The sequence below is a fragment of the Streptomyces sp. NPDC055099 genome, from assembly GCF_053607685.1.
Map to the genome: position 1 here is coordinate 774,881 of NZ_JBSGUA010000003.1, position 20,279 is coordinate 795,159.

General features: G+C 70.0%; 15 protein-coding genes. 5 read left to right on the forward strand and 10 right to left on the reverse strand.

All coding sequences use genetic code 11. The features are described from left to right. Positions 1-126 precede the first annotated feature (126 nt). Positions 127-2,007, forward strand: coding sequence for a molecular chaperone DnaK (gene dnaK / locus ACWFRU_RS11245; protein ID WP_453685836.1), 1,881 nt, complete (start codon positions 127-129; stop codon positions 2,005-2,007). On the opposite strand, the gene narI is transcribed toward dnaK, so the two are convergent. Genes narI through ACWFRU_RS11265 form a run of 4 tightly spaced genes read right to left on the reverse strand, consistent with a single transcriptional unit; the run spans position 2,004 to position 8,592 of the window. After that, on the reverse strand, positions 2,004-2,726 hold the full coding sequence (gene narI / locus ACWFRU_RS11250) for a respiratory nitrate reductase subunit gamma (RefSeq protein ID WP_453685837.1): 723 nt from the start codon (positions 2,724-2,726) through the stop codon (positions 2,004-2,006). The two genes, dnaK and narI, sit on opposite strands and share 4 nt — an antisense overlap. Further along, a complete protein-coding gene (gene narJ / locus ACWFRU_RS11255) occupies positions 2,726-3,295 on the reverse strand; it encodes a nitrate reductase molybdenum cofactor assembly chaperone (protein WP_453685838.1) in 570 nt (189 codons plus the stop codon). Before narJ ends, narI begins: the two co-directional genes overlap by 1 nt. Next, positions 3,292-4,905, reverse strand: a complete 1,614-nt coding sequence (gene narH, locus ACWFRU_RS11260; RefSeq protein ID WP_453685839.1) for a nitrate reductase subunit beta — start codon at positions 4,903-4,905, stop codon at positions 3,292-3,294. The genes narJ and narH overlap by 4 nt, the downstream gene beginning before the upstream one ends. A 3-nt stretch (positions 4,906-4,908) precedes the next feature. Continuing rightward, a complete protein-coding gene (locus tag ACWFRU_RS11265) occupies positions 4,909-8,592 on the reverse strand; it encodes a nitrate reductase subunit alpha (RefSeq protein WP_453685840.1) in 3,684 nt (1,227 codons plus the stop codon). Positions 8,593-8,821: 229 nt separating this feature from the next. On the opposite strand from ACWFRU_RS11265, the gene ACWFRU_RS11270 reads away from it, so the two are divergent. Beyond that, the gene (locus ACWFRU_RS11270) at positions 8,822-9,253 is read left to right on the forward strand and encodes a hypothetical protein (RefSeq protein ID WP_453685841.1); all 432 of its coding nucleotides are present in this window, start codon (positions 8,822-8,824) and stop codon (positions 9,251-9,253) included. 7 nt (positions 9,254-9,260) lie between these two features. Here the strand turns inward: ACWFRU_RS11270 and ACWFRU_RS11275 are convergent, their stop codons facing one another. Then, positions 9,261-10,076: a helix-turn-helix domain-containing protein gene (locus tag ACWFRU_RS11275; RefSeq protein ID WP_453685842.1), complete on the reverse strand. Its 816-nt coding sequence runs from the start codon at positions 10,074-10,076 to the stop codon at positions 9,261-9,263. A 115-nt stretch (positions 10,077-10,191) separates the two neighbouring features. On the opposite strand from ACWFRU_RS11275, the gene ACWFRU_RS11280 reads away from it, so the two are divergent. The 3 genes from ACWFRU_RS11280 (at position 10,192) to ACWFRU_RS11290 (ending at position 12,240) form a co-directional block, all read left to right on the forward strand. Beyond that, positions 10,192-10,497 (forward strand): 4a-hydroxytetrahydrobiopterin dehydratase, encoded by a 306-nt coding sequence (locus ACWFRU_RS11280; RefSeq protein ID WP_453685843.1) that lies wholly within the window; start codon positions 10,192-10,194, stop codon positions 10,495-10,497. A 6-nt stretch (positions 10,498-10,503) separates the two neighbouring features. Continuing rightward, entirely contained in the window at positions 10,504-11,262 is a 759-nt protein-coding gene (locus tag ACWFRU_RS11285) for a class I SAM-dependent methyltransferase (protein WP_453685844.1), read from the forward strand. A gap of 78 nt (positions 11,263-11,340) precedes the next feature. After that, the gene (locus tag ACWFRU_RS11290) at positions 11,341-12,240 is read left to right on the forward strand and encodes a class I SAM-dependent methyltransferase (RefSeq protein WP_453685845.1); all 900 of its coding nucleotides are present in this window, start codon (positions 11,341-11,343) and stop codon (positions 12,238-12,240) included. A 72-nt stretch (positions 12,241-12,312) separates the two neighbouring features. On the opposite strand, the gene ACWFRU_RS11295 is transcribed toward ACWFRU_RS11290, so the two are convergent. The 5 genes from ACWFRU_RS11295 to ACWFRU_RS11315 all read right to left on the reverse strand — a co-directional run bounded on the left by ACWFRU_RS11295 (position 12,313) and on the right by ACWFRU_RS11315 (position 20,191). Next, positions 12,313-13,104, reverse strand: a complete 792-nt coding sequence (locus tag ACWFRU_RS11295) for an aldo/keto reductase (RefSeq protein WP_453685896.1) — start codon at positions 13,102-13,104, stop codon at positions 12,313-12,315. 223 nt (positions 13,105-13,327) lie between these two features. Then, positions 13,328-14,104, reverse strand: coding sequence for an ABC transporter ATP-binding protein (locus ACWFRU_RS11300; RefSeq protein ID WP_453685846.1), 777 nt, complete (start codon positions 14,102-14,104; stop codon positions 13,328-13,330). Continuing rightward, complete coding sequence (locus tag ACWFRU_RS11305; protein WP_453685847.1) at positions 14,101-16,950, reverse strand: ABC transporter permease subunit; 2,850 nt, start codon at positions 16,948-16,950, stop codon at positions 14,101-14,103. The genes ACWFRU_RS11300 and ACWFRU_RS11305 overlap by 4 nt, the downstream gene beginning before the upstream one ends. Before the next feature lie 51 nt (positions 16,951-17,001). Beyond that, a complete protein-coding gene (locus ACWFRU_RS11310) occupies positions 17,002-18,264 on the reverse strand; it encodes an ABC transporter substrate-binding protein (RefSeq protein WP_453685848.1) in 1,263 nt (420 codons plus the stop codon). A gap of 103 nt (positions 18,265-18,367) precedes the next feature. Beyond that, positions 18,368-20,191, reverse strand: a complete 1,824-nt coding sequence (locus tag ACWFRU_RS11315) for an AMP-dependent synthetase/ligase (RefSeq protein ID WP_453685849.1) — start codon at positions 20,189-20,191, stop codon at positions 18,368-18,370. Positions 20,192-20,279 lie beyond the last annotated feature (88 nt).

Sequence of the window (20,279 nt, forward strand, 5' to 3'; positions counted from 1 at the left end):
GACCGTGCCGCCGTCCCTCTCGGGGCGGCGGCACAGTCATGTGCGGCATTGACAACAAGCCGCTCAAGTTTTGTGATGGAGGTCGAAGTACGCCGGGAAACGGGCTCGCGTTGAAGGGGACTGGACATGGCACGTGCAGTCGGGATCGACCTCGGTACGACGAACTCGGTGGTGGCCGTCCTGGAGGGCGGTGATCCCACGGTCGTCGCCAACGCGGAGGGAGCGCGCACCACACCTTCGGTCATCGCCTTCGCCAAGAACGGCGACGTGCTCGTCGGAGAAGTGGCCAAGCGGCAGGCGGTGACGAACGTGGAGCGCACCGCACGCTCCGTCAAACGCCATATGGGTGACGGCAGTTGGCGCTTCCCGGAGGGCGGCTCCGTGGACGGCACCCGGTACACCGCGCAGGAGCTCTCCGCCCGCGTCCTGCAGAAGCTCAAGCGTGACGCCGAGTCCTATCTGGGCGAGGACGTCACGGACGCGGTCGTCACCGTGCCCGCCTACTTCGACGACACCCAGCGCCAGGCCACCAAGGAGGCCGGCGAGATCGCGGGCCTGAACGTGCTCCGCATCATCAACGAACCCACCGCCGCCGCCCTGGCCTACGGCCTCGACAAGGGTGACGACCAGACGGTCCTCGTCTTCGACCTCGGCGGCGGCACCTTCGACGTGTCGCTCCTGGAGATGGGCGACGGCGTCATCGAGGTGAAGGCCACCAACGGCGACACGCAGCTGGGCGGTGACGACTGGGACCAGCGCATCGTGGAGTACCTGGTGCGGCAGTTCAAGAACGCCCACGGCGTGGACCTCGGCAAGGACAAGATGGCGCTGCAACGCCTGCGCGAGGGCGCCGAGAAGGCGAAGATCGAGCTGTCGTCGTCGAGCGAGACCGACATCAACCTGCCGTACGTGACGGCCTCGGCGGACGGCCCCCTGCACCTGGCGGAGAAGCTGACCCGCGCCCAGTTCCAGGAGCTGACGGCGGACCTCCTCGAACGCTGCCGCGGCCCCTTCCACCAGGCGGTCAAGGACGCGGGCATCAAGCTCTCGGCCGTCGACCACGTGATCCTCGTGGGCGGTTCGACGCGCATGCCCGCGGTGACGGAACTCGTCAAGGAACTCACCGGGAGCGAGCCGCACAAGGGGGTCAACCCGGACGAGGTGGTGGCGCTCGGCGCGGCGCTCCAGGCCGGTGTGATCAGGGGGGACGTCAAGGACGTCCTGCTCCTGGACGTGACGCCGCTGTCCCTCGGGATCGAGACCAAGGGCGGCATCATGACCAAGCTCATCGAACGCAACACGACCATCCCCACCCGGCGTTCGGAGACCTTCTCGACCGCCGAGGACAACCAGCCGTCGGTCGGCATCCAGGTCTTCCAGGGCGAGCGGGAGATCGCCGCGTACAACAAGAAGCTCGGCGTCTTCGACCTGACGGGACTGCCCCCGGCGCCGCGCGGCGTGCCCAAGATCGAGGTCACCTTCGACATCGACGCCAACGGAATCATGCACGTGTCCGCCAAGGACGAGGCGACGGGGCGCGAGCAGCGCATGACGGTGACGGGCGGCTCCGCGCTGCCCAAGGACGACATCAACCGCATGGTGCGGGAGGCCGAGGAGCACGCGGAGGAGGACCGCAAGCGGCGCGACGCCGCCGAGACCCGCAACCAGGCGGAGCAGCTCGTCTACCAGACCGAGCGGTTCCTGCGGGAGAACGAGGAGCGCATCCCCGCGGCCACCAGGACCGAGGTGGAGGCGGCGGCCACGGAGCTGAAGGGCCTCCTGAAGGACAAGGCCGACGACACGGCGGCGCTGCGCGCGGGCGCGGAGAAACTGGCCTCGGTGAGCCAGCGGATGGGCCAGGCCATGTACGAGAGCTCCGGCGAGGGCGCCCAGGACCAGACGGCTCCGGGCGCCGCCCCCGACGAGGGCGTGGTCGACGCGGAAATCGTGGACGACGAGAAGCCGGGGGAGCAGGGGAAGGGAGCCGAGGGGCAACAGCCCCGCTAGGACCCCGTCTTCTCCCACCCCCGCCGCTCCGGACGCGGTCCCACCCGGCGGGGGTCCTTGCTGCGGTACACCACGTACGGCCGGAACAGGTACTGCAGCGGCGCGCTGAACATGTGCACGAGCCGCGTGAACGGGATCAGCGCGAACAGCGCCATGCCGACCACCGCGTGGATCTGGTACATGACCGGCACCGCCGCCATCCGGTCCGTGTCCGGCTGGAGGGTGAACAGGCTGCGGGCCCAGGGCGCCATCGACTCGCGGTAGTTGTAGCCCTCGCCCGACGCGTGCGTCAGCTTGGCCACCATGCCGAGCACGATCGCCGCGAACAGCACGAGATACATCAGCTTGTCGTTGGCGGTCGTCGCCCGGAACACCGGCGCGTTCGTGCGCCGCCGGTAGAGCAGCAGCAGGATGCCGAGCACCAGCAGGATGCCCGCCGCCGTGCCGCCGTACAGCGAGAACAGGTGGTACGTGTGCTCGCTCACGCCCACCTTCTCCGTCCACGACTCCGGCACGAAGAGGCCCACCAGGTGCCCGACGAGCACGAACAGGATCCCGTAGTGGAACATCGGTGACGCGATGTTGAGCAGCTTCGACTCGTACACCTGCGAAGAGCGCGTCGTCCAGCCGAACTTGTCGTAGCGATAGCGCCACAGGAGGCCCGCCACGAGGAGGACGAAGGCCACGTACGGGATGACGCCCCACAGCAGCGTTCTCATCAGTGCTCCCCGATCAGTGCGAAGGGTTCAAGGCCGACGTCCTCCCGCGGGGGCCCCGACCTGGCCAGCGCCTGCGCCTCGGCCCGGTCCTTCGGCGAGGGGCCGGGCAGCGTCGCGCAGACCGCCCGGAGGACCGACGCGTAGGGCGTGCCGAAGTCGGTGAGGGCGAGCCGCAGCAGTTCAAGGCCCGGCCGGTGTTCCTCCAGGAGGACAGGGCCCGCGTGCGCGGAGAACTCCAGGACCGCGGGCAGGAAGTCCGGCAGCTCCTCGCCCGTGAACTCCAGGCCGTGCTCCCGGTAGACCTCCTTGAAGCGGACCAGGGCCATCCCGCGCCGGCGCGTGTCACCGTCGCGCCACCAGCTCAGGTAGAGGCTGTGGCGGTTCTTGAAGTCGAAGACCTGGACGTAGTGCGCGGCCAGTTCGGAAGGGTCGGTTGTCGCCGCGTGCGTCAGGAAGCCGTTCAACTTCGGTGCGGCAGCAGTCAGTTGGGGAAGCAGGCCGTGGAAATCCTCGTCCGGGTAGGCCAGGCAGTGTGCGGCGGCCTGGTAGAGCACGGCGTGGTCGCTCACAGGGTGTCCTTCTCGGTCGCGGAGGGCTGCTCGTCGGCGGTCTGCCGGTCCCGCAGGGTGTGGAAGTTCTCGATGGTCACCAGCGGCAGCTGCTTGCGGCCCGAGTCCTGGCCGAACGGACCGTCCCCGCCCGCCCCCGGCCCGCCCTCGAAGTCGAGGCTGCACGAGTCGGGCAGCGCCGACTCCTCCAGACGCTGCGCGTCACCGACCGCCGCGGTCGGGATGACGTAGCGGTCCTCGTACTTGGCGATGGCGAGGAGGCGGTACATCTCCTCGATCTCCTGGCCCGACATGCCCACGGCCTCGGCCACCGAACTGTCGGGCCGGTCACCGAGGTTGATGGCCCGCATGTGCGCCCGCATCGCCGCGAGCTTCTCCAGCGAGGCCCGCACCGGGCCCACGTCACCGGCCGTGAAGATCTCCGCGAGGTATTCGAGCGGGATGCGCAGGGTGTCGATCGCGCCGAAGAGGTTGTCCAGGTCCTCGCCGTCGTGCCCGGTCTCGCTCAGCGCGTCCACGACCGGGGAGAGCGGCGGGATGTACCAGACCATCGGCATCGTGCGGTACTCCGGATGCAGCGGGAGCGCCACCTTGTACGTGCTGATCAGCGCGTGCACGGGGGAGCGGCGTGCGGCTTCGATCCAGTCGTATTCGATCCCGGCCTTCTCCGCCTCGCGCCGCACCTCGGGGTCCTCAGGGTCGAGGAAGACTCCCAACTGGGCTGCGTACAGGGCCTTGTCGTCCTGCACGGACGCGGCTTCCGTCACCTTGTCGGCGTCGTACAGGATCACGCCCAGATACCGCAGGCGTCCCACGCACGTCTCCGAGCAGACCGTGGGCAGGCCCACCTCCAGGCGCGGGTAGCACATCGTGCACTTCTCGGCCTTGCCGGTGCGGTGGTTGAAGTACACCTTCTTGTACGGGCAGCCCGTCACGCACTTGCGCCAGCCGCGGCAGTGGTCCTGGTCGACCAGGACGATGCCGTCCTCCTCGCGCTTGTACATCGCGCCGGAGGGGCACGACGCCACGCACGCCGGGTTGAGGCAGTGTTCGCAGATTCTCGGGAGGTAGAACATGAAGGTCTGCTCGAAGGCGAACTTCACCTTCTCGGCGGCCTTCTCGCGGGTCTTGGCGACCATCGGGTCGAGGTCGCCGTACTCGGTGGCGCCGCCCAGGTTGTCGTCCCAGTTCGACGACCACTCGATCTTCATGGGCTTGCCGCTGATCAGCGAGCGCGGCTCGGCCACCGGGTAGTCGTCGCCGAGCGGGGCGTCGGTGAGGTTCTTGTACTCGTACGTCCAGGGCTCGTAGTAGTCCTTGATCTCCGGCAGCTTGGGGTTGGAGAAGATCTCCAGGAGAGCCTTGATCCGGCCGCCGTTCTTGAGCTTCAGGGCGCCCTTCTTGTTCAGCTCCCAGCCGCCGCGCCACTTCTCCTGGTCCTCGTAGCGGCGCGGATAGCCCTGGCCGGGGCGGGTCTCCACGTTGTTGAACCAGACGTACTCCATGCCGTCCCGGTTGGTCCACGCCTGCTTGCAGGTGACGGAGCAGGTGTGGCAGCCGATGCACTTGTCGAGGTTCATGACCATCGCGATCTGTGCCATGACGCGCATGTGTCAGTACTCCACCTTCTGCGAGCGGCGGCGGATGACCGTCACCTCGTCGCGCTGGTTCCCCGTCGGGCCCAGGTAGTTGAAGGCCCACGACAACTGGGCGTAGCCGCCGATGAGATGGGACGGCTTGAGGATGAGGCGGGTCAGGGAGTTGTGGATGCCGCCGCGCTTGCCGGTGGTCTCCGACTTGGGGACGTTGACCGTGCGCTCCTGCGCGTGGTGCATGTAGACCGTGCCGGCCGGCATCCGGTGCGAGACGACCGCGCGCGCCACCACGACGCCGTTGCGGTTGACCGCCTCGATCCAGTCGTTGTCCTTCACGCCGACCGCCTCCGCGTCCTGCGGTGACATCCAGATGCACTGGCCGCCCCGGGAGAGCGACAGCATGAAGAGGTTGTCCTGGTACTCGGAGTGGATGGACCACTTGTTGTGCGGGGTGAGGTAGCGGACGGTCACCTCCTTCTCGCCGTCCGGGCCGAGCCGTGGCTCGCCGAACAGGCGGTTCATGTCCAGGGGCGGCCGGTAGACGGGCATCGCCTCGCCCAGCTCGTGGATCCAGTCGTGGTCGAGGAAGAAGTGCTGGCGCCCGGTGAGCGTGTGCCAGGGCTTGAGGTGCTCGGTGTTGAGCGTGAACGCCGTGTAGCGCCGCCCGCCCGACTCGCTGCCCGACCACTCGGGCGAGGTGATCACGGGGACGGGCGCGGCCTGTGTGTCGGCGTACGTGATGCGCTTGCCCTCGTGCTCGGCGGCCAGATGCGCCATCTCCTGCCCCGTGCGCTCCTCCAGGGTGTGGAAGCCCTGCGTGGCCAGGCGGCCGTTGGTCGTTCCGGACAGGGCGAGGATGGTGTTCGCCGCCTTCACCGCCGTGTCCATGGCGGGGCGTCCGTCGGCGGGACCGCCGCGTACGACGCCGTTGCGTTCGCGCAGCTCGTCGACCTCCTGGTCGGGCCGCAGCGCGATGCCCTTCGCGGGCAGGCCCAGGTTCTCGGCGAGCGGGCCGAGCGCCGCGAACTTCGCGCCGATCGCGGTGTAGTCCCGCTCCACCACCGTCAGACCCGGCATCGTCTTGCCCGGGATGGCCTCGCACTCGCCCTTGCGCCAGTCCAGGACGACGCCGCCGGGCTGCGCCGTCTCGCCGGGGGTGTCGTGCTGGAGCGCGGTGGCGACGACGTCCTTGCGTACGCCGAGATGGTCCACGGACAGCTCGCTGAGCCGGTCCGCGATCGCCTTGAACGCGTCGAAGTCGGTGCGGGCCTGCCAGGGCGGGTCGACCGCCGGGGTGAAGGAGTGGACGTAGGGGTGCATGTCCGTGGAGGACAGGTCGTGCTTCTCGTACCAGGTGGCCGCGGGCAGCACCACGTCCGAGAGCAGCGTCGACGACGTCTGGCGGAAGTCAAGCGAGACCAGCAGGTCGAGCTTGCCCTCGGGAGCTTCGTCGCGCCACGTCACCGTCGAGGGCCGCTCGTCGGGCGCCGCCTCCTCCGCCCGCAGCGAGGAGTGCGTGCCGAGCAGGTGCTTGGTGAAGTACTCCGCGCCCTTGGCCGACGAGCCGAGCAGATTGGCGCGCCACAGGGTCAGGACGCGCGGCCAGTTCTCCGGGGCGTCCGGGTCTTCACAGGCGAAGTTGAGGGTGCCTGCCTTCAATTCGTCCACGACATTGCGCACTGGGTCATCTGAAGTCTCGCCCAGATCAAGGGAGTTGCGATCGAAGGTCGGATAGGAGGGCATCCAGCCGGTGCGCGCCGACAGGGCCAGGCAGTCGGCGCCCGTCATCCCCGCGAACCGGCCCACGCCGAGCGGCGAGGCGAGCACGTCCGCCGCGAACTTGTCGTAGCGCCACTGGTCGGTGTTCAGGAACCAGTACGCGGCGCCGATCATCTGCCGCGGCGGCCTGCTCCAGTCGTTGGCGCTTGCGAGGGTCGCCCAGCCGGTCGCGGGGCGGCACTTCTCCTGCCCCACGTAGTGCGCCCAGCCGCCGCCGTTGCGGCCCTGGCAGCCGGTCAGCTGGAGAAGGGCGAGGAAGGCGCGGTAGATCGTCTCGGAGTGGAACCAGTGGTTGGTCCCGGCGCCCATCAGGATCATGCAGCGCCCGCGTGACTTCTCGGCGGTCTGCGCGAACTCCCGCGCGATCTTCACCGCCTTCGCGGCGGGGACCGAGGTGTGCGCCTCCTGCCAGCCCGGGGTGCCGGGCGCGCCGGCGTCCTCGTACGAAGAAGGCCACTCGCCCGGCAGGCCCTCGCGCCCGACGCCGTACTGCGCGAGCAGCAGGTCGAAGACCGTCGTGACCAGGGGGCCGTCCTGCCCGCCGAGCCGCGTCGCCGGAACCCCGCGGCGGACGACCTCGCCGCGCCCCTGGCCGTGCGTGCCGCCCTCGGTGTCGAAGCGGGGGAGCAGCACCTCGACGCCCGTCGCCACATCGGAGCCGTGCAGGGAGAGCTGCGGCTTGATGTTGCCGAGCTCCAGATTCCACTTGCCCTTGCCGGACTCGGTCCAGCGGAAGCCGAGCGAGCCGTTCGGGACGGCGGGCTGCCCGGTGTTCTCGTCCAGGACGGCCGTCTTCCAGTCACCGCCCTCACCGCTCTGCCCGAGGTCGGTGGCACGCAGGAACTTCGAGGGGACGTACGCGCCGTCGCGCTCCGTCAGCGTCACCAGGAACGGCAGGTCGGTGAACTTGCGCACGTAGTCCGTGAAGAAGTCCGTCTGCCGGTCGACGAAGAACTCCTTGAGGATGACGTGGCCCATCGCGATGGCCAGGGCACCGTCCGTGCCGGGGTGCGGGTGCAGCCACTCGTCGGCGAACTTCGTGTTGTCCGCGTAGTCCGGGGACACGGCCACGACCTTCTGGCCGCGGTAGCGCGCCTCGGCCATCCAGTGCGCGTCCGGCGTCCGCGTCACCGGGACGTTCGAGCCCCACATCATCAGATACGCCGCGTCCCACCAGTCACCCGACTCCGGTACGTCGGTCTGGTCGCCGAAGACCTGCGGCGAGGCGACCGGCAGGTCCGCGTACCAGTCGTAGAAGGACAGCATGGGCGCGCCGATCAGCGACATGAAGCGGGCGCCCGCCGCGTGCGACACCATCGACATCGCGGGGATGGGGGAGAAGCCCGCGACCCGGTCGGGGCCGTACGTCTTGATGGTGTGGACGTGCGCCGCCGCGATGATCTCCACGGCCTCGTCCCAGGTCGCCCGCACGAGGCCGCCCTTGCCGCGCGCCTGCTGGTACCTCCGGCGCCGCTCCGGATCCCCCTGGATGTCCGACCAGGCCAGGACCGGGTCCCGCAGCCGTGACTTGGCCTCGCGGTACATCTCCAGGAGCACGCCCCGCAGGTACGGGTAGCGCACGCGGGTCGGCGAGTACGTGTACCAGGAGAACGCGGCGCCGCGCGGGCAGCCGCGCGGCTCGTACTCCGGCCGGTCGGGGCCCACGGAGGGGTAGTCCGTCTGCTGGGTCTCCCAGGTGATGATGCCGTCCTTGACGTACACCTTCCAGCGGCAGGAGCCCGTGCAGTTCACGCCGTGCGTCGAGTTCACGACCTTGTCGTGGCTCCACCGGTCCCGGTAGAAGGCGTCCGCGTCCCGGCCGCCGACGAGTCCGATGCTGTGCAGGTCGGGGGTGGCGGTGCCGCGGCGGAAGAACTTCCCCGCGCGCAGCAGCGCGGCGCCGGGCTCGGTCGTCTCTGTCACCCTTGAGCTCCCTAGGTCTGCCTTTCAACGAATTTAGGCGCGGGGCGACGGGGGCACACGGCGGCGACCGCCGTACGGGTTGCGGGGATGCCCGGGGCAGCGGCGCTTACCTCCGAGGTAATCGACCCTCGGCCGGGGTCCCGGCAGGGTGGTCTCACCGGAGCCGGTCCGGCGCACTCCGGACCGGCTCCGGCCCCCTCTCCCTACCGCAGCCTGGAGGCAGCACCTCATGTCGACGTACTCCGCGAACCCGCTCACCGCACTGGCCCGCACGAACGACGCGACGACGATGCTGCGCCGCTTTCTCGCCCTCGACGCGGTCGTGACCGGCGGGAACGGCATCGCGTACGCGGCCGCCTCGGGCCCGCTCGGCCGCTTCCTCGGCGTCGACGCGGGGCTCCTGCTCGCCCTCGGCGTCTTCCTCACGCTGTACGGCGCGGGCGTCGGCTACCTCGCGTCCCGCAAGAGCCCGCCCACGCCCGCCGTCCAGGTGGTGATCGAGGCGAACGCGGCCTGGGCGGTGCTCAGCGTCGTCGCCCTGATCGCCTGGCTCTCGCCCACCACCGCGGGCGCCGTGTGGATCCCGCTCCAGGCGCTGACCGTCGGGGGTTTCGCCGCCCTGCAGTACGCGGCGCTGCGGTCCCTGAGGGCGAGGGCATAGGCGTGGCCTAGGTGCCCGACTGGAGGTACTTGACCGTCGCCGGATCGGCCGGGAGCAGCGTCTCGATGGCCAGTTCGGCGACCGTCACGTCCATGGGCGTGTTGAAGGTCGAGATCGACGACACGAAGGACAGCAGATGCCCGTCGTGCTCGATGCGCAACGGCAGCGCGAAGTACGGGACGCCGCTCTGTGGACCGTCGGCATCGACCACGTCGACACCGGGGTCCTCCACGGGGTACGCCGCCACCTCCTCGTACACCGCGCGCAGCGCGTCCGAACGCTGCAACGCGATCTGCCGCTCCATCTGATGCAGCAGGTGCCCACGCCACTCACGCAGATTGCGGATCTTGGGGGCGAGGCCCTCCGGGTGGAGCGTGAGCCGCATGGCGTTCAGCGGCGGTCGCAGGAGGTGCTCCGGGACGCCGTCGAGGATCATCGCGATGCCTCGGTTCGCGGCGACCACGTCGTACGCCGCGTCGACGACCAGGGCGGGGTAGGGCTCGTAGCCGCGCAGGAGCTGTTCGAGGCCCTCGCGCAGGGCGCCCATCGAGGGGTCGTCCAGCGGGGTCTCCCGGAAGCGGGGTGCGTAACCGGCCGCCAGGAGAAGCGAGTTGCGGTCCCGCACGGGTACGTCGAGGTGCTCGGCGAGGCGCAGCACGATCTCCTCGCTCGGGCGGGACCTGCCGGTCTCGATGAAGCTGATGTGCCGCGCCGAGGAATCGGCGCGCAGCGCCAGCTCCAGTTGGCTCACCTTGCGCCGCTCGCGCCAGCCGCGCAGCAGCGGACCGACGGTATTCTCCTTGCTGACCACGGCAGTTGTCATACCCAGACAGTAGTCGAAGACTCCCTGCCGCCCGGTGGCTCGCCCAGGGCCGTGCGGGAGGTGGTGTGGCAGGCTGAGGGGAACACGTCCGTACGCACGGGAAGGGGCGGCGGCCATGTCACTCGAACCGCTGTCACAGAAGGATGTCGAGGAGCGTCTCGCGGAGCTGCCCGGCTGGTCGCTCGCAGGCGACAAGATCACCCGCTTTTTCCGGCTCGGCTCACACTTCGCCGCGACCGCGATGGTCGTGCACATCGCCCAGATCCAGGAGGAGCTCAACCACCACTCCGAGCTGACCCTGGGCTACAACACGGTCACCCTGTCCGTGAACACGCACAGCGTGGGCGGCGCTCTCACCACGCTCGACTTCGACCTGGCCGGCCGCGTCGAAGAGATGGCCGTCGGGCACGGGGCGGTCTAGGCGCGGATGCTGGACTACGGCAAGGAAGCCGAGCGCTACGACGCCTCGCGGGGCGGTGAACCGCGCGCCGACGCCGCCGCCGCCGCGGTCCGTGGCCTGCTGCCGCCGGACACCCGCACCCTCCTGGACGTCGCCTGCGGCACGGGCCTGGTCACCCGGAGCCTCGCGGGTACGGGCCTGCGGGTGACCGGGGTGGACTCGGCGCACAACATGGCGCGCATGGCGTCGGGCCGACTGCCGGGCGCCATCGTCCTGGGCGACAGCCGTCAACTCCCTTTCCCCGACGCCGCGTTCGACGCGGTGAGCGCGATATGGCTGCTCCATCTCCTCTCCGGAGCGGACGAGGCGGCGGCGGTGGTCGCCGAGTGCGCCCGTGTGCTGCGGCCGGGCGGCGTGTTCGTCACGACCGTCGACAAGGCCGCCGCGCACGACGTGGGCAGCGACATCGACGCCGTCCTTGCCCTGCGCCCGGTGGGCCCCGCGGTCGACCACGCCCAGGCAGTCGAGGCGTACGCGGCGGCACAGGGCCTCAAGCCGGCCGGCGGGGCGCGTTTCCGGGGCCACGGCCAGGGCCGCACGCCTCGCTCCACGATCGAGGACCTCGGCCGGGGCTGGTTCACCCGGGTCCCGCCCGACAGCCCTTTGGCCGCGCGGCTCGCGGAGGGCCTCGCGTCCCTGCCGGACCAGGATGCGCCGCGCCCGGACCCGAGGTTCACGCTCGCCTCCTTCCGCCAGCCCTCCTCGTTTGCCGAAACCGCAAGGTGAGTGGCCAGGAGGGGGTCGGCGACGCAGTCTGGAGACGGCTCGGCCCCCACTCACCGGACGCGAAGGCGGCAGCAAGAGATGGCTCACCACCCCAAGCCAGACCACGGTCACGCCCACGACCACAAGCACGGTCACCACCACGGGGACATCGACTGGGCCACGATGGGCCCGATGCTGGAACGGAACGCGGAGCTCGCCGCCCCGCAGAACCGCGAGATCGCCGCGTGGCTGCGCACATGGCAGCCGGAGCCGTCCCTGATCGCGGACGTCGGCAGCGGCTCGGGGTCCATCTCCTTCCTCCTCGCGGAGATCTTCCCCAAGGCGGACGTCATCGCGGTGGACCCGGCGGAGCCCCTCCTGGAGCGCGCTCGGGAGCGGGCAACCAGGGAGAACCTGACAGACCGATTCAGCACCCGGCAAGCGGAACTCCCTTCGGGCATCGGCGAGTTGCCGCTCGCGGACCTCCTCTGGATCGGCCGGGCCCTGCACCACGTGGGAGATCAGGAGAGCGCACTGTCCGCCCTTGCCGACCGCCTCGCGCCGGGCGGCGCGATCGCACTCCTGGAGGGCGGCCTGAACCAGCGCTGCCTGCCCCGCGACATCGGCATCGGCCGGCCGGGCCTGCAGACCCGCTTCGACCTTGCGGACGACGAGTGGTTCACGCGGATGCGCGCCGACCTGCCGGGCGCGAAGGCGGTCACGGAGGACTGGCCCACGCTCCTCAAGGAGGCGGGCCTGCGCCACGCGGGAACCCGCACGTTCCTCCTGGACCTGCCGGCCCCCGTCTCCGAAGCGGCCCGCGCCCAGATCATCTCCGAGTTCTCCCGCCGCCGCGACATGCACGAGGACACCCTGACCCCCGAAGACCTGACCACGGTCGACCGCCTCCTGGACGCAACCGACGAACAGAGCCTGCACCACAGGCCCGACCTCTTTCTGCTGTCGGCGCAGACGGTGCATGTGGGGGTCAAGGGTTAGCCGGGCAGAAACAGACGAAGGGCGTCGCTCCCCGATGCACCGGGAAGCGACGCCCTTCGGGAAGTCCGCTGACTAGGCCGCGTCGAACGTGGCCGGGTCCGGCCCCAGGCGCCTGTCCTCGTTCAGGGCGCTGATCGCCGCCATGTCCTCCGGGTCCAGTTCGAAGGTGAAGACGTCGATGTTCTCCTTGATCCGGGACGGGGTCACGGACTTGGGGATCACGACGTTGCCCAGCTGGATGTGCCAGCGCAGGACCACCTGGGCCGGTGTGCGGCCGTGCTTCTGGGCGATGGCGATGATCGCCGGGACCTCCAGGAGGCCCTTGCCCTGGCCGAGCGGGGACCAGGCCTCCGTGGCGATGCCCTGTTCCGCGTGGAACTCGCGGGAGGCGTGCTGCTGGAGGTGCGGGTGGAGCTCGATCTGGTTGACCGCCGGGACGACCGACGTCTCGGCGAGAAGCTGCTCCAGGTGCTCGGGCAGGAAGTTCGAGACGCCGATGGACTTCGCGCGGCCGTCGGCCTGGATCTTCTCGAAGGCCTTGTACGTGTCCACGGCGAGGCCCTTGGACGGCAGCGGCCAGTGGATCAGGTACAGGTCCACGTATTCGAGGCCGAGCTTGTCCAGGGACGTGTCGAAGGCCCGCAGCGTGGAGTCGTGGCCCTGGTCGGTGTTCCAGAGCTTCGTCGTGACGAAGAGTTCCTCGCGGGCGATGCCGGAAGCGGCGATGGCCTTGCCGGTGCCCTCTTCGTTGCCGTAGATGGCCGCGGTGTCGATGCTGCGGTACCCGGCCTCCAGCGCCGTCGCGACGGCCGCCTGGGCCTCGTCGTCCGGGACCTGCCAGACGCCGAAACCGAGCTGCGGCATCTTGACGCCGTTGTTCAGGATGATCGGGGGGACCTTGCTCACGAGCTCTCGATCCTTAAGTCGTCGGGTGGTACTCCCATGGTCAACGATCACGTGCGGTGCCGCATTCCTTGACCACTCCCATGCGCACGACTCTATTGCACATCTTTGAACGCGGAATACTTATGTGAACGAGTGGTAAATGCCCGGATGATGCGCGGTGGCCGACCGGCTGCACTGTTCGCTAAGCCGCCGTGGTGCCCAGATATGCGTCCCGTACCCGGGGGTCCGCCCGTACCTCGGCCGCCGTGCCCTCGGCCAGGACATTGCCGAGGTCGAGGACGACCACGCGGGCGCAGAGCTCCATCACGAAGGCGACGTTGTGCTCCACGAGGAGCACGGCGCAGCCCTGCTCGTCCGCGAGGTGCCGGATGACCGCCGACAGCTGGGCTCGTTCGTCGGCCGTCATGCCGGAGGCGGGCTCGTCCAGGAGCAGCACCCTGGGCGGGTCCGCCACCGCCCGTGCCAGTTCCACCATGCGGGCCCTGCCGACGGGCAGCGCGCCCGCGTAGTCGTCGGCCAGGGCCTCAAGTCCGCACTCCCGCAGGACAGTTGAGGCGCGGGCGCGTCGTTCGTTCTCGCGCGTACGACGGGTGGGTGCCGCCAGCAGATCCGCGGCGAAACCGCCACCGCCCCCGCGCCACTCCTGCGCGACCAGGAGATTGTCGCCGACCGTGAGCTGCCCGAAGAGCTGCTGGCGCTGGAAGGTACGGCGCATGCCGTGGCGGGCACGCCAGACGGGGGAGCGGCGGGTGACATCGGCGCCGTCGAGCAGGACGCGGCCCTGATCGGGGCGGCGGATGCCGGAGACGACGTCGAAGAGGGTTGTCTTGCCTGCTCCGTTGGGGCCGATGAGGCCGCAGACCTCGCCGGGGCGAAGGCTCAGGTCCACGTCGGTGAGGGCGTGGATGCCGCCGAAGCGGACGCCGATGCCGGCTGCTTCGAGGACGCGCTCGCTCATGGCCTGCCCGCTCCTTCGGTCCGGTCCCGCGCGGCTATGCCCAGATAGGCCTCGGTGAGCTGGTCCGCCCGGACCTCGGAGCGCGGGCCGCACCAGGAGACCCGGCCCTGCGCGAGGTAGGCGACGGTGTCGGCGACGCCGAGGATCTCGGCGGCCTTCTCCTCGACCAGGAGCAACCCCGTACCGGAGTCCCGGAGTTCGGCGAGCAGCCGGAAGACCTCCTCGACCACGCGGGGCGCGAGGCCGAGGGACGGTTCGTCCGCGATCAGTACCTTGGGCGGGCGCTGGAGGAGGGGTGCGAGGGCGAGCATCTGCTGTTCTCCTCCGGAGAGGGAACCCGCGGTGACCTTCCGCCGTGCGGCGAGGCCGGGGAAACGGTCGTAGACGGCGTCGCGGGCGTGCCCCTCCTTCAGGTGCAGGGTGAGGTTCTCCTCGATGGTGAGGGCGGGGAAGATGCCGCGGCCCTCGGGGGCGAGGACGACTCCCGCGCGGGAGCGGTGGACGGGGCCGGTGCGGGTGGCGTCCGCCCCGGCGACGTGGATCTCGCCCCTGGTGGGGGCGATCAGCCCTGCCGCGACCCGGCATGTCGTGGACTTGCCTGCCCCATTCGGGCCGAGGAGGGCGACGATCTCCCCCGGGTGGACGGTGAGGGTCACTCCGTGGAGGACGGGGGCGCCGTCGTATCCGGCGTGGAGGCCGTGGAGGGCCAGGGAGGGCGGGTTTTCTTCCCCGAGCCCGCCCCTTCCCGATGCTGGGGGCTCCGCCCCCGGGCCCCCGCTCCTCAAACGCCGGAGGGGCTGCACTTGCAGCCCGTCCGGCGTTCGAGGACGAACTCGGCGGAGCCGGTGGTGGGCGGTGCGCACTGGCGGCGAAGCCGGTTTCGGGAAGGGGCGGGGTGGGGGAAGTTCACCGCCGGAGGCAGCCTCAGCCCCCGCCATCCGCACCCGCCGCCGATGCACCCGCACGGACACCGCCGCGCAATACCCGTCCGGATCATTGGCCAACGCCAAGCCCGCCAGCCCGAACAGGATCACCGGCAGCTGCACCGACTCCGTCACGTACTCGGCGATCAGGTGCGGCATGATCGCGAAGACCAGCCCCGCCACCACCGCGAACTGCGGCCTCCGCACCCCCGCGGCCACCACCACCGCCAGCCACACGAGGCCCGTCATCGCGGTGAAGTCCGTGGCCGTGATGCGGGTGTTGTACGAGGCGTACATCACGCCGCCGAACCCCGCGAGCCCGGCCGACAGCGTGAACAGGAGCAGCTTCGTCCGGACCACCGAGACCCCGGAGGCCATCGCCGCCGCCGGAGCGGACCGTACCGCCAGCATGGCCCGCCCCGTCGCCGAACCCCGCAGCGCGCTCAGCGCGGCCACGGCCGCCGCGACGAGGACGACCATCGCCACGCCCATCGCCCGGTCGTCGCTCAGGTCGACGGGGCCGAAGACGGCGCGCGGGATCTCCCACCCGGTGTCGCCGTTGCGCAACCACCCCATCTGGAAGAGGACTTGATCGGCGAGGAAGGCCAGCGCGAGCGTGGCGAGCGCCAGTGACCGGCCGCCGAGGCGCAGCGCGGGCAGCGCGACGAGGGCGCCGAGCACCGCCGCACCGCACGTCCCCACGAGCGCCGCGGCGATGAACGGCCACCCGTGGCTCATCAGCAGGCCCGCCACGAGGGCCGCGCCCGTCACGAACGTCGCCTGTGCCAGGGACACCATCGCGCCGAGGCCCGTCACCACGGTGAAGGAGACGAAGACCAGGGAGATGGCCAGCCCTTGCGCGAGGATGCCGCTCCAGAAGGGGGTGGTGACCGTGTAGAAGGAGAGGGCGAGCAGCACGCCCCCGGCCGTCCACGGCCCCCAGCGCCTTATCCACGACTTGCCCGCCAGATAGTCGATCGGCGGCGCGTCCACCGCCGCCGTGCCCGCCGTCCGCTGCCGCCGTGCCATGAGGAGCAGCCCGGCGAAGAGGATCAGGAAGGGGACCGCCGTGCGGAAACCGGTGATCTTCTCCGCGAAGTCCGCGTACCCGGCGACCAGGTTCTGCAGGACCCCAAGGCCGAGCCCGCCCGCGAAGGCCAGCGGGATCGACATGAAGCGCCCGAGCACCGCGGCCGTGGCCGACACGAAGAGGAAGAGGGTGAAGTCGTGCGACGAAAGCCCGAGGAGAGGAGTGGCAAGCACACCCGCCAGGCCCGCGAGGCCCGACGACAGCATCCACGCCACCGAGGAGAGCCGGTCGGCGCTCATGCCCCGCAGCTCCACCAGCGAGCGGTTGTCCACCGCGGCCCGCAGCCGGAGCCCCAGCGGTGTGTGCCGCATCAGGACCCACAGGCCGATGGCGACCACGGCCGTGGCGACCCAGGTGATCAGTTGGTCGGAGTCGATGCCCACGCCGTCCATGAGCTGCCAGTTCTTGGCGGGGCTCGGCCCCACTCCCGGCAGACCGAACTGGTTCTCGGCCGGCTTGACGGACGCCCCCGCGTCCTCCAGGAGCTCCACCACCCACAGGCCGAGCGCGGGAAGCGCGACGAGCAGGCCGATCGTCGCCACGATCTGCGCGGTCTCGCCCACCCTCGCCAGCTTCCTGAACATCAGCCGGTCGAGTCCCCAGCCGAGTGCGGGCGCCACGACGCAGACGAGGAGCAGGGCTGTCGGTACGGCGGGCCAGCCGAAGCCGGAGTGGAGTTCGTAGAAGGCGAGCGCGCAGAGGTAGGCGGTCGCGCCGTGCGCGAAGTTGAAGAGTCCGGAGGCGGAGTAGGACAGGACGAGGCCCGTCGCGAGCAGCGCGTACAGGGCGCCGGAGACGAGACCGCTCAGCACGAATCCCAGCAGGTCGGACATGGGTGCACACGCCCCTCTACTAGAAGCTACCGGTAGCTACGGGAAGGACCGCTACTTGAAGGGGATGGGCTCGTAGCACTTGAAGGGCGCGGACACCGAGTACTTCCCGCCCTTGAGCTGCACGAGGGCGCCGCAGCCGAACGACTCCTTCTGCCCCTTGGGCAGGCTGCGGTCGCCGACCATCGTGTCCTGGTCGGAGAAGCCGTTCGCCGCCTGCTGGAAGGAGTCGGCGGTCAGGTCCTTGCCCGCCTTCTCGGCGACGGCGAGGAAGAGGTCGGCCGACATGTAGCCGGTCATCATGTGCATGTTGAGCGGGACGTCCTTGCCCGCCGTCTTCCTGATGTCCGCCTTGAACTGCTTCATCGCCGCCGTGTTCTGCTCGAACGGCTGGAAGGCGAGCAGGATGTGCACGCCGTCGAGTGCCTTCTTCGTCGCGCTCTTGGCGAGGAGACCGGGGTCGTAGTCGGTCGGATCGGTGATCACGCCCTGGAAGCCGGCGCGCTTGACCGCCGTGAACAGGCCGATGTTGTACGGGGTCTGCATCACGGAGACGACCACGTCCGGCGCCTTGCCGCCGTCCGAGCGCATGATCTCCTTGGTGTACGCCGACCAGTCGCTCGGCACGGAGGTCGCAGGCACGGTGGACTTGGCGTACGTCACCTTGTAGCCGGCCGCCGCGAAGCTCTGCTTGTAGGTGCGGATGGCGAAGGTGCCCGCGTCGTTGTCGTTGGCGAGGATGGCCACGGACTTGCCCTTGGAGCCGTCCGTCACCTTCTTCAGGCCCTCGGGCCAGCTCTGGGTGATGGTGCCGCCCGGCATCGGGACCATGCAGCCGCCGTATCCGTACATGTAACTCGGCCCGCAGAAGGGCGGGATGGTGCCCCAGCCGAAGGTCGGGACCTTCTGCTTCTGGAGGAAGTCGGCGCCGGAGAAGGTCACCGAGCTCATCGGCGCCACCGCGAACACCTTGTCCTGCTGGACGAGTTTGCGCGCCGCCGCGAGATTCTTGCCCGGGTCCTGGCCGTCGTCCTCGGCGCCCAGGTAGTCGATCTTCCGCCCGTGTACGCCGCCTTCGGCGTTCGCGCGGTCGAAGCGGGCCTCGGCGCCCAGGTCGGTGTCCTTCTTGCTGTATCCGCTCGCGGTCGTCATGGAGACGATGCCGCCGACCTTGATGGAGTCGGCGCTCACGCCGCGTACGGAGCCGCCTGCCTTGTCGTCGCCGCTCGAATCACTGCTGTTGGAGGCGGAGTTGCAGGCGGTGGCGAGCAGCAGTGCGGCCACGGTGGCGGTGATGGTGCGGATCGATCGCGACACGAGTCGAGCCCCCTCCGTCGAAGTGGGGCTGATTCTGTGCGGGACCTGATGAACCGTCAATAACCACCGCAGCAATAAATGACGAACCATCAGGTGCGGGTGTTCACGCCCGGTAGAGCGCCTCGACCTCAGCCGAGTAGGCCGTCTCGATCGCCTTGCGCTTCAACTTCAGCGAGGGGGTCAGCAGCCCGTGCTCCTCGGTGAACTGGTGGGCCAGTATCCGGAACGTACGGATCGACTCGGCCTGGGACACAAGGGTGTTGGCGGCCACCACGGCACGGCGCACCTCGGTCTCCAGGTCCGGGTCGCGCACCAGGTCGGCCGGGGACATCGGCGGCTTGCGGCGCATGTTCAGCCAGTGCTCGACGGCCTCGCCGTCCAGCGTGACGAGCGCCGCGATGTACGGGCGGTCGTTGCCCACCACGATGCACTGCGCGACCAGCGGATGGTCGCGCACCCGCTCCTCCAGCTGCCCCGGCGAGACGCTCTTGCCGCCGGACGTCACCAGGATCTCCTTCTTGCGTCCGGTGATCGTGAGGTAGCCGTCGTCGTCGAGCGCGCCCAGGTCGCCGGTGGCGAGCCAGCCGTCGTGCAGGGTCGCGTCGGTGGCCTTGGGGTCGTTGAGGTAGCCCTGGAAGACGTTGGCGCCGTTCAGCCAGACCTCGCCGTCCTCCGCGATGTAGACGGTGGTGCCGGGGATGGCCTGGCCGACCGTGCCGTAGCGGGTGCGCTCGGGCGGGTTGGCGGTGGCGGCGGCGGTCGACTCCGTCAGGCCGTAGCCCTCGTAGATCTCGACGCCCGCGCCCGCGAAGAACAGGCCGAGGCGCCGGTCCATGCCGGAGCCGCCCGACATCGCGTGCCGGACGCGGCCGCCCATCGCGTCGCGCACCTTGGCGTAGACGAGCTTCTCGAAGAGCGAGTGCTGCATGCGCAGGGCCGCCGAGGGTCCCGGACCGGTGCCGAAGGCCCTGGCCTCCATCGCGTCCGCGTACCGCACGGCGCACTCCACGGCCTTGTCGAAGGGGCCGGTCCTGCCGTCCTTCTCGGCCTTGCGCCGCGCCGCGTTGAAGACCTTCTCGAAGATGTACGGCACGGCCAGGATGAAGGAGGGGCGGAACGCCGCGAGGTCCGGGATGAGCGCCGCCGCGTTCAGGCTCGGCTGATGGCCCAGCTTGACCCCGCCACGGACCGCCGCGACCTGCACCATGCGCCCGAAGACGTGCGCGAGCGGCAGGAAGAGCAACGTTGTCGCCTCGTCCCCGCGCCGGGAGTGGAAGACCGGCTCCCAGCGCTGGATGACCGTCTCCGCCTCGAACATGAAGTTCGCGTGGGAGATCAGACAGCCCTTGGGGCGGCCCGTGGTCCCGGAGGTGTAGATGATCGTGGCGATCGAGTCGGGGGTGACGGCGCGGCGGTGGCGGTTCACCACCTCGTCGTCGACGTCCTGGCCCGCCCGGTACAGCTCCTCCACGGCGTCGGCGTCCAGCTGCCACAGCCTGCGCAGCTGCGGCAGCCGGTCGATCACCGAGCCGATGGTCATCGCGTGGTCCTCGTGCTCGACCATGGCGGCCGACACCTGCGCGTCGTGCAGCATCCAGAAGACCTGCTCGGCGGAGGACGTGGGGTAGATCGGCACCACCTGGGCGCCGACCGTCCAGAGCGCGTAGTCGAAGAGCGTCCACTCGTAGCGGGTGCGGCACATGATGGCGACCCGGTCACCGAAGCGCACCCCCTGCGCGAGCAGCCCTTTGGCCAGTGACATCACCTGGTCGCGGAACTCGGCGGAGGTGACGTCACGCCACTCGCCTTCGGCCTTGCGGCCGAAGGCGACGTGGAGCGGGTCCTCAAGGGCATGGTCGAACACGACGTCGGCAAGGCCGCCCACCAGCGGCGCCGACGCCATCGGAGGGTTCGTGAACTCGCGCAATGATGCTCCTTGTGGCGCTCCGCACAGCGCCGGTGACGGTACCCCAACGCGCAGCCGGGCGGGAGAGGGGCGACCGACCCGTCGGTAC